Origin of the sequence: Rhodanobacter sp. Soil772, from assembly GCF_001428385.1 — a bacterium.
Taxonomy (GTDB): domain Bacteria; phylum Pseudomonadota; class Gammaproteobacteria; order Xanthomonadales; family Rhodanobacteraceae; genus Rhodanobacter.
On sequence record NZ_LMSK01000005.1, the window covers coordinates 36,750 to 50,313 of the forward strand.

General features: G+C 66.6%; 6 protein-coding genes. 4 read left to right on the top strand and 2 right to left on the bottom strand.

Annotated elements, in window-relative coordinates; translation table 11 throughout:
* Positions 1–246: 246 nt before the first annotated feature.
* Complete coding sequence (locus ASG75_RS15205; protein WP_056391487.1) at positions 247–1,302, bottom strand: helix-turn-helix domain-containing protein; 1,056 nt, start codon at positions 1,300–1,302, stop codon at positions 247–249.
* A gap of 454 nt (positions 1,303–1,756) precedes the next feature.
* Here ASG75_RS15205 and ASG75_RS15215 point away from each other — a divergent pair, with 454 nt between their 5' ends.
* From ASG75_RS15215 to ASG75_RS15230, 4 genes are read left to right on the top strand one after another with little or no spacing between them, the layout of a single operon-like run.
* On the top strand, positions 1,757–6,583 hold the full coding sequence (locus ASG75_RS15215; protein WP_056391493.1) for an MBG domain-containing protein: 4,827 nt from the start codon (positions 1,757–1,759) through the stop codon (positions 6,581–6,583).
* Between the two features lie 2 nt (positions 6,584–6,585).
* A complete protein-coding gene (locus tag ASG75_RS15220; protein WP_056391495.1) occupies positions 6,586–7,083 on the top strand; it encodes an MBG domain-containing protein in 498 nt (165 codons plus the stop codon).
* 2 nt (positions 7,084–7,085) lie between these two features.
* Positions 7,086–10,268 carry an MBG domain-containing protein gene (locus tag ASG75_RS15225; RefSeq protein ID WP_056391498.1) on the top strand — a complete coding sequence of 1,061 codons (3,183 nt, stop codon included), beginning with the start codon at positions 7,086–7,088 and terminating at the stop codon, positions 10,266–10,268.
* 44 nt (positions 10,269–10,312) lie between these two features.
* Positions 10,313–11,995 (top strand): ShlB/FhaC/HecB family hemolysin secretion/activation protein, encoded by a 1,683-nt coding sequence (locus tag ASG75_RS15230; RefSeq protein WP_056391501.1) that lies wholly within the window; start codon positions 10,313–10,315, stop codon positions 11,993–11,995.
* A gap of 123 nt (positions 11,996–12,118) precedes the next feature.
* On the opposite strand, the gene ASG75_RS15235 is transcribed toward ASG75_RS15230, so the two are convergent.
* Positions 12,119–13,468 (bottom strand): glycoside hydrolase family 2, encoded by a 1,350-nt coding sequence (locus ASG75_RS15235; protein ID WP_235580252.1) that lies wholly within the window; start codon positions 13,466–13,468, stop codon positions 12,119–12,121.
* Positions 13,469–13,564: the final 96 nt, after the last annotated feature.

A 13,564-nucleotide genomic window follows, 5' to 3' on the forward strand; every position in this document is an offset into this window, starting at 1 on the left:
ACCCGAGCCGGGGCTTCTTCAGATCACACGCCGCTTAATCGAGTTGCCAAGGTCAGGATCTGCTCGCGAACCTGGGCCTCAAGCGTGTGAGTCATCTCCGGATTGAGCTTCACCGAAAGTACTGACAGACGACCAATTTCGAGCCCAGGACTAGAGAAACCATCGGCGAGCGTTGGGCATTTTGGCGTACGCCCTGGTTCCTTGGGGTAGCGAGTCCGGCAATCAGCAAGCGTTGAGCCCTGCTACTCACGGCGTGATGGCGGCGACGGTCTGCTGGTCTGATGCTCGGCTTTCGCGCAAGCCAGCCAGGGTGCGGAAGTCCCGGGGCGGCATGTCATAGGCGCGACGGAACGCGTGATTGAAGTCTGCTGCGCTCCTGAATCCGAGCCCGTAAGCGATCTCCACCACCGGTGCCTGCGGGAATCGGATGAGTTCGTGCGCGGCTTCGCGCAGCCTGCGATTGCGAATGTAGGTGGCCAGGCCGCCCTCATGCTCGAACAGGCGGTACAACGTGGCGCGCGACAACCGCGACGCGCCCACGATGCTTTCCAGCGACAGTCCCGGCTCGTGCAGGTTGTGCTCGACATGCCGCCGCACCCTGCCGAATACCGCCGCGCGGACCGCGGCGCGCGCGTCGCCACTCAGGCCGCTCTGTTTGGCGAAGGCCCCGACGATCAGGCGCGCGCATGTGGCCATCATCACGCGGACTTCGGCCCCGCTCATCGCGCCGATGTTGCTGGAAAGCGCTTCCAGTTCGCCGAGAAACAGGCGCGCGAGTGGCGATGCGTAGTCGATCACGCGGCCATGCAACGATTCTGCATCGGGCAGCACCGACTCCACCAGGGCACGCGGCAGGAACAAGGCCATGACCTGGCTCCTGCACCCACGCTCCATGCGCATCGGCTGGTTCATATCCAGGGCCAGGATGCCCGGCTGGGCTTGCAGTGCCTTGCGCCGTGGATACAGGCCCGTCGTGGTTTCGATGCCGCCCCCCACCAGCACGTGGAAAACGTAATCGCGCATGTTGTCCGTGGAAATCCGCGCCGCCGTGCGGGTCTGCGTGGTCGGGTCGGTGCAGGCGTCGAGAAACGTCATGCCATCGACCCGGTAATGGTCGAGCGTGGCGCGAAACCCGTCGGCCACCTGCGCGTGCGACACCGCTATGTCGAGAAAGGAGGAGGTCTGATCACGCCATGCCACCAGCTGCTGCGCTCGAGCGATGTCGCATGTGCTGAAGTGGTGGTGGATCGGCGCGGAAGCGTTTGGCTCGACATCGACATGGCTTGTGCTGTTGCTGGTCATCCCGGGCCCCCGTCCGCGCGCGCCCATGCTACAGGACGCGCGCCCGCGCGCCCGCCTTTATCCCCGCATGTCGCCGCCTGTCGTGGCATGCCGTAACACCCTCCCGCGCAGGCCCTTCAGGGAACCTCGAAAACCTCCAAATGACGTCATTCCCGCGAAAGCGGGAATCCAAGCTGCCGTTACGCAAGGTCAAAATGGATTCCCGCTTTCGCGGGAACGACGTCATCGGGGGCGAGATTCCCTTCGGCTTCGGGCAGCTTGCGCATCGAGCCGGCACCCGGCACGACGCGCCACCCGCGGACACCACGAACAACCTTCCCTTCCCAACTGAGACAGTCGATCAAGTCGTCTGTGCTTTCGCGCGCAAAATTCGCCACTAACCAACCCGGTCATCCGAGCCTGCCCAAGAAGAGCTTGCACCGGAGATATCTGCGTTGCACCACAGGGGAATCGCGTGAATCACATCTACCGGCTGGTCTGGAGCCAGGTCCGTCGCACCTGGCTGGTCGTTTCCGAACTCGCCCGCGGTCGCGGCAAGGCCGGACGTACCTCGACGCCGCGCCGCGCACGCTCGGTCTGGTGGGCCGCGCTACCCCTGAGCCTGCCCATGCTGGCCCTCGCTGCCGCGCCAGCCGGCATCACGGCGATCGATGCCGTCCGTCCGGCTGCGGCAATCGTCGCCGTGCGTCCGGCGCTCGCGCTGACGGTCATCGCGCCGGCGGCATCCTCGACCCGTCCCACCGGTGGTCAGGTCACCGCCGGCAGCGGCCGTATCGATTACGGCGATCATCTCACCACCATCCAGCAGAACAGCCAGAACCTGTCGCTGAACTGGTTGAGCTTCAACATCGGCGCGGACAGCACGGTCAACTTCGTGCAGCCCAACGCACAAGCCATCGCCGTCAACCGCATCGCCGACCCCAACGGCAGCGTGATCCTCGGCCACTTGAACGCGAACGGCCAGGTGTTCCTGATCAATCCCAACGGCGTGCTGTTTGGACAAGGCGCGCAGGTCAACGTGGGCGGCCTGGTCGCCAGCACGCTCGACGTCAGCGACAGCGAACTGGGTCGCGGCACGTTGCACTTTGCCGGCGCGGGCGATGGCAGCGTGACCAATCGCGGCACGATCACCGCTGCGCCCGGCGGCTACGTGGCCCTGCTCGGCCACGCCGTGTCCAACCAGGGCGCGATCCACGCGCCGGCCGGCAGCGTGGCGCTGGCCGGCGGCAGCGCGGTCACCTTGAGTTTCGACGGCAACCATCTGCTCGACGTGCAGGTCGACGCCAGCACGCTGAACGCCCTGGCCGAGAACAAGCAGCTGATCGTCGCCGACGGTGGCCAGGTGCTGATGAGCGCCGGCGCGAAGAATGCGCTGCTGGCCAGCGTGGTCAACAACACCGGCACGATCCAGGCGCAAACGGTCGAAAACCGCGCCGGGAAAATCGTGCTGCTCGGCGGCATGGAAGCGGGCACCACGCAGGTGGACGGCACGCTGGACGCCAGCGCGCCGAACGGCGGCGACGGCGGCTTCATCGAAACCTCGGCGGCGCGCGTGCAGGTGGCCGACGGCACGAAGATCACCACCCTGACCGCCGCGGGCAACAACGGCACCTGGCTGATCGACCCCACCGACTTCACCATCGTCGCCAGCGGTGGCGACATGACCGGTGCCACACTGAACAACCAACTGGGCAGCGGCAACGTCACCATCGAATCCAGCCAAGGCGCCAACACCAGCGGCAGCGGCGACATCCACGTCAACGATGCGCTGACCTGGAGCGCCAACACCCTCACGCTCACCGCCGCCCACGATATCGACATCAGTGCCGTGATGACGGCCGCCGGCAGCGCCGGCCTCGCGCTGAACCCGGCCACCGCCAACGGCACCGATGCGATGGTGGCCCGCGGCACCGTCAACGTCCTGGCGGAACAGGGCGGCCGGGTGGATTTCATCGGCAATAGCAACACGCTGAAGATCAGCAATCAGCCGTATACCATCATCACCGCGCTGGGCGCGGCCGGCAGCGCGACCGGTACGGACCTGCAAGGCATCAACGGGGGCCTCGGCGGCCATTACGCGCTTGGCACCAATATCGACGCCAGCGCCACGGCCAGTTGGAATGGCGGCCTCGGCTTCACGCCGATCGGCAGATCAAGCACACGGTTCACCGGCGTCTTCGATGGCCTGGGCCACACCATCAGCGGTCTGACCATCAAGCGGGTCGTCGAGGATCTTGTGGGCCTGTTCGGTCTCACCGACACCGGCAGCGCAATCCGCAACCTTGGCCTGCTCGGCGGGTCGGTCACGGGCAACGACTACGCCGGCGGCCTGGTCGGAGGGAACTATGGCGGTACGATCAGCCACACCTACGCCACAGGCGTAGTCAACGGTCGGTACTACGTCGGTGGTCTGGTCGGGCAGAGCTTGGGTGGCGGAACGATCAGTCAGGCTCATGCCACTGGCGCGGTCGGAGGCTGGAGCGGCGTCGGCGGTCTGGTCGGGAAGATCGACAGCAGCAGCATCAGTCAGGCTTATGCCACCGGTACGGTCAGAGGCGACAGTGTTGCCATCGGCGGCCTGGTTGGGACCAGCAATGCCGGCTCGATAGGCCAGTCCTATGCCACGGGTACGGTCACCAGCTCCGGCGATCTAGTCGGCGGTCTGGTCGGGGACAATCGCGGCACGATCATCTTCGCCTATGCCACTGGTGCAGTCAGCGGCGCCGACTATGTCGGCGGTCTGGTCGGGTACAACAACAGCGGCGTGATCATCCAGACCTACGCCACCGGCGCGGTCAGCGGCGCAGCCAGCGTCGGTGGTCTGATCGGTTACAGCAACCGCGCGACCAGCAACAGCTACTGGGACACGGAAACCACCGGCCAGGTCGCCAGCGCCGGCGGCACTTCACTGACCACGACGGCGTTGATCGCGGCGCTGCCCACGGGTTTTGATGCCGGTGTTTGGGCCAACAGCGACAACCAGACCACGCCGTACCTGCTGGGCATGCCCGGCAATCAGGTGTTCAACAAGAACGACCTTCCCGGCACCGTGACGAGCGCCAGCCGGCCCAATCTCTACACCGTCATCCTGGATCTGAACCAACTGCAGGCCGTCGGCACCGGCCTCGCCGGTCGTTACGTGCTGGGCAACGACATTGACGCCAGCGCCTCAATCCACTGGGTGGGCATGGAGATGGATGCCAACGGCATACCCCGCTGGGGCATAACCGGCTTTGCGCCGATCGGCAACTCAGGCGCGTCGTTCACCGGCATCTTCGATGGCCTCGGCTACACCATCAACGGCCTGACCATCGACCGGCCAAATACCGATTACGTCGGCCTGTTCGGCGTTGCCGGCACCGGCAGCGCGATCCGCAACCTGGGTCTGCTCGGCGGGTCGGTTACCGGCCGGAAATACGTCGGTGGCCTGGCCGGAGACAACGGCGGCACGATCACGGGTACCTATGCCACCGGAGTAGTCAGCGGCGTCGCCTCCGTCGACGGCGACTACGTCGGCGGCCTGGTGGGGTACAACGACGCAGGCGGCAAGCTCACGGGCGTCTATGCCACCGGCACGGTCGGCGGCAACGACCATGTCGGCGGCCTGGTCGGAGACAACCTTGGCGCGATCACGAACGCCTATGCCACCGGGGCGGTCACCGGCACCTTCTATCTCGGTGGCGGTGACTACGTCGGCGGCCTGGTTGGCCACAACGACGCGGGCAGCACGATCACAAACACCTATGCCACCGGGGCGGTCAGAGGCAGCAACTATGTCGGTGGTCTGGTCGGTCTCTACGGCGGCGGCACCATCATCGGCAGCTACTGGGACACGGAAACCACAGGCCAATCCACCAGTGATGGCGGCGGCACCGGCCTGACCACCGCGCAGATGATGGACCCGGCCAGTTTTGCGGCCTGGGGCACGGATATCAGTGCGGTCGGCGGCAGCTCCGCGGCCTGGCGGATCTACGCGGGTGACACCGCGCCGTTGTTGCGTACCTTCATGACTGGCCTGGCGGTCACCGCCATGAATGTCGGCATGTTCTACAACGGCACCGCCTTTGTCGGCAGCAGCAGTTTGATCTTCGGCACGCTGACGCCGGGCTACTGGCTGCCGTCGAGCAGCGTGGATGCGAGCCTGATTCTGGGCGATGCCAACGCCAGAACCAGCACCCCGGCGACCAATGCCGGCAGCTACGCGCTGGCTGGCGACCTGTATTCCGGCCAGATGGGTTACGACATCGACTTCACGCCCGGCAAACTGACCATCGCCCCGGCCACACTGACCTATCTGGCCGATACCGCAACTACCACCTACGGCAGCACACCGACAGGGTTGACCGGCAAGGTAACCGGTTTTGTCAACGGAGAGACCCTGGCCAGCGCTACGACCGGCACCGCCAGTTTCACCACCGGTGCCACGGCCACCAGCAACGTCGGCAACTACGCCATCGTCGGCAACGGCCTGACCGCGGACAACGGCAACTACGTGTTCGCGCAGGCGGCAGGCAACGCCACCGCACTGACGATAAACCCCGCGACACTGACCTATACGGCGACATCGGCCAGCAGCATCTACGGCAACACACCGAGCGGCTTGACCGGCACGGTGACCGGCTTCGTCAACGGCCAGACCCTGGCCAGCGCCACGACCGGCACCGCCAGTTTCACCACCGGTGCCACGGCCACCAGCAACGTCGGCAGCTACGCCATCGACGGCAGCGGCCTGACCGCGAACTACGGCAACTACACGTTCGCGCAGGCGGCAGGCAACGCCGCCGCACTGACGATCAATCCCGCGACGCTGACCTATACGGCGACATCGGCCAGCAGCATCTACGGCAACACGCCGAGCGGGTTAACCGGCACGGTGACCGGCTTCGTCAACGGGGAGACCCTGGCCGGCGCCACGACCGGCACCGCCAGTTTCACCACCGTTGCCACGGCCACCAGCAACGCCGGCAGCTACGCCATCAACGGTAGCGGCCTGACCGCGAACTACGGCAACTACACGTTCGCGCAAGCGGCAGGCAACGCCGCCGCACTGACGGTGAGCCCGGCCATCCTGACCTATCTGGCGACATCGACCAGCAGCATCTACGGCAGCACACCGAGCGGATTGACCGGTACGGTAACCGGCTTCGTCAACGGAGAGACCCTGACCAGCGCCACGACCGGTACGGCCAGTTTCACCACCGGTGCCACGGCCACCAGCAATGTCGGCAGCTATGCCATCGACGGCAACGGCCTGACCGCGAACTACGGGCCGCCGCACTGACGGTGAACCCGGCCACGCTGACCTATCTGGCCAATACCGCCACCACCACTTACGGCAGCACGCCGAGCGGGTTGACCGGCACGGTAACCGGCTTCGTCAATGGAGAGACCCTGACCAGCGCCACGACCGGCACGGCCAGTTTCACCACCGGCGCCACGGCCACCAGCAACGTCGGCAGCTACGTCATCGGCGGTAGCGGCCTGACCGCGAACTACGGCAACTACACGTTCGCGCARGCGGCAGGCAACGCCGCCGCACTGACGGTGAACCCGGCCACGCTGACCTATCTGGCCRATACCGCCACCACCACCACTTACGGCAGCACGCCGAGCGGGTTGACCGGCACGATGACCGGCTTCGTCAACAGCCAGACCCTGGCCAGTGCCACGACCGGTACGGCCAGTTTCACCACCGGTGCCACGGCCACCAGCAATGTCGGCAGCTATGCCATCGACGGCAACGGCCTGACCGCGAACTACGGGGCAACGCCGCCGCACTGACGGTGAACCCGGCCACGCTGACCTATCTGGCCGATACCGCTACCACCACTTACGGCAGCACGCCGAGCGGGTTGACCGGCACGGTGACCGGCTTCGTCAACGGCCAGACCCTGGCCAGCGCCACGACCGGTGCCACCAGTTTCACCACCGGTGCCACGGCCACCAGTAATGTCGGCAACTACGCCATCAATGGCAGTGGCCTGACCGCGGACTACGGCAACTACACGTTCGCGCAAGCGGCGGGCAATGCCACCGCACTGAAAGTCAACCCCGCGATGCTGACCTATACGGCGACATCGGCCAGCAGCATCTACGGCAGCACGCCGAGCGGATTGACCGGCACGGTGACCGGCTTCGTCAACGGCCAGATCCTGACCAGTGCCACGACCGGCACCGCCAGTTTCACCACCGGTGCCACGGCCACCAGCGACGTAGGCAACTACGCCATCGACGGCAACGGCCTGASCGCGAACTACGGCAACTACACGTTCGCGCAAGCGGCAGGCAACGCCGCCGCACTGACGGTGAACCCGGCCATCCTGACAATCACGGCCAACGACGCCAGCAAGACCTACGGCGACACCCTCACGTTTGCGGGCAACGAGTTCACGGCCAGCGGCCTGCAGAACGGCGAAACCATCGGCGATGTCGCGCTCACCAGCGCCGGTGCCGCGGCAACCGCCAGTGTCACCGGCGGCCCGTACACCATCACGTCGAACGCAGCCACCGGCGGTAGCTTCAGCGCGAGCAACTACGCCATCACTTACAAGGGTGGCAACCTCACGGTGGGTCAGGCCGCGCTGACGGTCACCGCCAATGACGACAGCAAGACCTACGACGGCCTCGCCTACGCGGGCGGCCACGGCGTCACCTACAGCGGCTTCGTCAACGGCGAGACCGCCTCGGTGCTCGGCGGCACGCTGGGCTATGCCGGCGACTCGCAGGGCGCGATCGACGCGGGCAGCTACCTGCTGACCCCGGAGGGCCTGACCTCGGGCAACTACGCCATCACCTATGACAGCGGCACGCTGCTGGTGAACCTGGCAGCGTTGGTCGTCACCGCCAATGACGACAGCAAGACCTACAACGGTCTCGCTTACATGGGCGGCCACGGCGTCATCTACAGCGGCTTCGTCAACGGCGAGACCGCCTTGGTACTCGGCGGCACGCTGGCCTATACCGGCGACTCGCAGGGCGCCATCAACGCGGGCGGCTACACGATCACGCCCGACGGCCTCACCGCCGGCAACTACGCCATCACTTACAGGGGTGGCAACCTCACGGTGGGTCAGGCCGCGCTGACGGTCACCGCCAATGACGACAGCAAGACCTACGACGGCCTCGTTTACACAGGCGGCCACGGCGTCACCTACAGCGGCTTCGTCAACGGCGAGACCACCTCGGTACTCGGTGGCACGCTGGGCTATGCCGGCGATTCGCAGGGCGCGATCGACGCGGGCAGCTACCTCCTGACCCCGGAGGGCCTGACCTCGGGCAACTACGCCATCACCTATGACAGCGGCGCGCTGCTGGTGAACCTGGCAGCGTTGGTCGTCACCGCCACCGACGCCAGCAAGACCTACGACGGCCTCGCTTACACAGGCGGCCACGGCGTCAGCTACAGCGGCTTCGTCAACGGCGAGACCGCCGCCGTACTCGGTGGCACGCTGGGCTACGTCGGCGACTCGCAGGGCGCCACCAACGCGGGCAGCTACCTCCTGACCCCGGAGGGCCTGACTTCGGGCAACTACGCCATCGATTACGAAGATGGCCGCCTCACGGTGGATCAGGCCGCGCTGACGGTCAGCACCCGTGACGTCAGCAAAACCTACGATGGCGGCCTGAGCGCGATCGGTACAGCGGTGGTGAGCGGCGGCACGTTGTTCGGCAACGACACCCTCAGCGGTGGCAGCTTCGCCTTCACCGACAAGCAGGTCGGCACCGGCAAGCATGTGACCGTCAACGGCGTCACCGTGAGCGACGGCAACAGCGGCGGCAACTATGCCGTCACCTACGTCGACAACACCGGCAGCATCATCACTGCGCTGGGCATCACCGTCGATGCCACCGGCACCAACCGCGTCTACGACGGCACCACGGCCGATGCGGTGAACCTGGCCAGCACCGGCCTCCTCGTCGGTGACACGGTGCTCTTCAGCGGCATCGGTGCCTTCGGCGACAAGAACGTCGGTATCGCCAAGGCGGTCGGTGTCAGCAGCATCGTCGCCACGGGCGCCGACGCGAACAACTACAGCTTCAACACCTCCGCCCATACCACCGCCGACATCACCGCCAAGCCGATCACGATCGATGCGACCGGCGTGGACAAGGTCTACGACGGCAGCACGGCCGCAACGATTTCGGCGCTGGGCACGACCGGCCTGGTGGCGGGTGATGTAGTCACCTTCGGCAACACCGCGGCGGCCTTCGACGACAAGAATGCCGGCACCGGCAAGACCATCACCGTCAATGGCATTGCCGCCAGCGGCACCGACGCCGGCAACTACAGCTTCAGTACCAGCGCCAATACCACAGCCAACATCAGCCAGCTCGGCATCACCGTCGATGCGACCGGAAGCAACAAGGTCTACGACGGCACCACGGTCGATGCGGTCACGTTGGCGAGCACCGGCGTGCTGTCCGGTGACACGGTGAACTTCACCGGCACCGGTCATTTCGTCGACAAGAACGTGGGTGCCGGCAAGTCGGTGAGCGTGTCAGGCATCGTCGCCAGCGGCAGCGACGCCGGCAACTACAGCTACAACGCCGTTGCGGGCACGACCGCCGATATCGCCCCCGCCACCTTGACCTACCGCGCGAACACCGCTTCCTTCTGGACCGGACAGATTCCGGGCGATCTGGACGGTACCGTGACCGGCCTGGTGGGTGGCGACACGCTGGCCGAAGCCACCGCCGGCACGCTGGGATGGAACACGTCGGCCACTTCGGGCAGTCCGGCCGGGACGTACGCCATCGACGGCAGCGGTCTGTCTGCGCTCAACTACCTTTTTGCGCAGGCAGCTGGCAATGCCTCGGTGCTGCGCGTGGCCAATGGCAGCGCACCCGCCGCCGTGACCGCCATCGTGGCCGGGCTGCAACGGGATGACATGGCGCAGGACCGCGATGCGCCCACGCTCCATGCGCCGGATGTACGCGTTGTCGGTGGCGGGGTGCGTCTGCCGTGAAGCTTTCCCGCTACCTGCCATCCACCCATCATAGGGATCGCTGCATGTCCGTGTCCTCTTGCCTCCGCCTCTCGCCGCTGGCGTTGGCCTTGCTCGCCCTGCCGCTGGCCACGCCGGCACAGACGATCCCCAACAGCGGCCAGATCCTGCAGCAGGTGCAGCCGGCGCCATCGGAGAAGCCGCAGGCCGAACCGGGTCTGGTGATCGAATCGCCGGCTTCGTCCACGACCGCCGACAGCACGCCGTTCGCGGTGGCGCGCCTGCAGATCGACGGCAATGGCGCGTTCGACACTGCCACGCTGCATGCGCTGGTTGCCGACGGCGAGGGGCGCAGCTTGACCCTGACCGGGCTCAACGCGTTGGCGCAGCGCATCACCGATTACTACCGCGCACACGGTTATCCGCTGGCGCGCGCGCTGGTGCCAGCGCAGACGCTGAGCAACGGCACGGTGCACATCACCGTGGTCGAGGCGCGTTACGACCAGGTGCAACTGGATAACCGCAGCCGCGTCGGCGACGGTCTGTTGCGCGCCACGCTGGCGCCGCTGCAGGCGGGTCAACCGGTGACCCAATCGGCGCTGGATCGCAGCCTGCTGCTGCTCGGCGAACTGCCTGGCGTGTCGCCTCACGCCACGCTCAGCCCCGGTACCGACGCCGGCACTTCGACCCTGGGCGTGATGGCCGATGTGGCCCCGGCGCTGCAGGGCAACCTGCTCGTGGACGATGCCGGCAGCCGCTACACCGGCCGTTTGCGCGTGGGCGCCAATCTCGATATCAACAATCCGCTGCATCACGGCGACCAGCTCAACCTCAGCGCACTCACCGCCGGTCACGGCATGCGCTATGGGCGGCTGGGCTATCAATACACGTTGAACGGGCAGGGCACCCGGCTGGGCGCGGCGTATTCGGCGCTGACCTATGCATTGGGCGGACCGCTCGACGCGCTGGACGCGCACGGCGCGGCGCGGGTGGCCAGCGCATGGCTGACGCAACCGCTGGTGCGCACGCGCGGCAGCCGTCTGGACGTCCGTTTGCAATTCGACCGCAAGCAACTGCGCGACCGCATCGACACCACCGCGCTGCGCAACGATCGCCACAGCAACCATTGGGCCGCCGAGGCCTACGGTCAGCACAGCGACGATCTGGCCGGCGGCGGTCTCACCAACGCCAGCCTCAGCCTCGGCCACGGCCAGCTCGGGTTCGATCGCGGCGCGGCCGCGGCGGCCGCCGCGGATGCCGCCACCGCGCGCACCCAGGGCAGCTACACCCACTGGAACGCCAGCCTCGCGCGACTGCAGTCGCTCGGTTCCAGCACCCGTCTGTACGCCAGCGTCAGCGGCCAGCACAGCAACCGCAATCTCGATTCGTCCGAGCAGTTCCTGCTCGGCGGCCCGAACAGCGTGCGCGGTTACGACGTCGCCAGCGTGGCCGGCGCCAGCGGCTGGCTGGGCACGCTGGAGTTGCGCCACGACCTCGACTGGGGTTGCGCCGGCCACTGCGAAGGCAGCGTGTTTGCCGACCACGGCAGCTTGCGCATCAACGCCGATTCGTGGACCAGCGGCCCCAACCGCGCCCACCTGAGCAGTGCCGGCGTGGGCTTCAACTGGGTTGGCACCCGCCAATGGCAAGCGCAGGTGCAACTGGCCGTGCCAATGGGCGCCGCACCGGCATTACTCGGCAAGCGCAGCTCGGCGCGGGTGTGGTTGCAGGTGCTCAAGGGATTCTGAGCCCCGCGCTGAGACATCGGTGGCGCTCTGGAGAGGGCTTGCGCCGATCGCGGCGTCGCCACCGCGGCAGGCTACGAGAAGGTGCCTACGGTTCCCGCACGACGTCGAATGACCTTCACCGGGTTATTGAACGCCGGCGGTTGTCGATGACGAGGTCATGCGTGCTCGATCGACGTGTCCGATATCGATGGGTTCTCTTTGAAAAGCCAGGGTCCGCACGATCAGCAAGGCCAGGAGCGGGATGGCGATCGCGTAAACGTATTGCGTCCGCGATACGCCGATGCCGAACGGGAACCAGATGCCCGGCACGCCGATCGTATCGAGCAGCTCGGCGCCGAATAGCCCGGCCATGATCGAAGCCAGCGTGACAAGCGCCAGGATTTGCATCGGGCCGTTGCGGACCATGCGCGCGCCGATCACCACGAACAGTGCGATCGCCCCAAGCCGGCTACCGCTTGTCACGCTGGCCGAATGGGTCACGGCGCCGATGATCCCGGCGACCGCCAGCGCGACAGCCGACACGTCGATGCTCCGCCATGGACGCAGGCACCAGCGGTTCCAGGCCAACAGCCAGGCGGCCATCGTCGGCGCCCATATCACCGACGCCAGCCACGCATAGGTAGCCAGATCCAGCAGGTCGGTCCATGCGACGATCGCATTGTTGAGGCGCCTGGCTGCCGTAAGCGCAAGCGCGATGCTGGCAAAGACCAGGAAGCCCTTGCGGCTGCTGCGGGACCGGTAGCCAAGCGCCAGGCCGATGAGCGCCAGCATGGCGATCGGCTCGACCGCATCGACGATGTAACCGGCGATGGTTCGCTTCCATTGCACGCGGTGAAGCGCAGCGCCTATCGGCTGCGGCGCCAGTATCGGCGCGCTGTGCATGCCGCCGCCGTCCGCGCTGGCCCCGGAAACGGGAAGCATGTAGGTACGGACAGCGAGCACGCCACGGGTGCCTGCCGCATCGGCGGGAAGGGCGAACCGCAGCGGCCGCGTGCCGACGACGTGCGGGGCCGGGCCGAGCCTGCCCGACCCGCCTAGCCGTTGGCCGTTCCAATACAGTTCGTAGCCGTTCTCGACGAGGGTTGGCCCGAGGATGTCCCATGACGCTCGCCCAGCCGGCACGGTCACCTCGCGCCGGTACCAGGCGTAGCCGTGATAGCCGGGATGACCGTGCGCCATCCACCCGGCCACGTAATCGGGCAGGCCCACGTCGCCGTCGTGGCTGCCCGGCAAGGCGGTCATGTCGATCGTCTCCCAGTCGGTATCGTCCGTATTGGCGTCCGCCCAGCGTGGGTCATCGCCGGTATGGAATCGCCAGGAGCCATCGAGCAGGGTGGCGGCGGCGCGCAGCGTCGGCGGATCGGCGCGGCCACCGCTTGCCAGGTCGGCGATCACGATGGTCAATGCCATCAGCGTCGCCATGACGATGCCGGCAATCAGTTTGCGCTGTGTCGCATCGATCGATGGCGTCATCGAAGACATCCATTTGGGCATCATGCAATGATCTCGTCATCTTTTTGGCCATGATCGGCCTTCTTGGAAGTGTCCGCGTTAACGGGGGTGGAACCC

Coding starts and splice junctions, on each gene's coding strand:
- ASG75_RS15230 (WP_056391501.1), top strand. CDS start 10,313: ATGTCCGTGTCCTCTTGCCTCCGCCTCTCGCCGCTGGCGTTGGCCTTG.
- ASG75_RS15205 (WP_056391487.1), bottom strand. CDS start 1,302: ATGACCAGCAACAGCACAAGCCATGTCGATGTCGAGCCAAACGCTTCC.
- ASG75_RS15235 (WP_235580252.1), bottom strand. CDS start 13,468: ATGACGCCATCGATCGATGCGACACAGCGCAAACTGATTGCCGGCATC.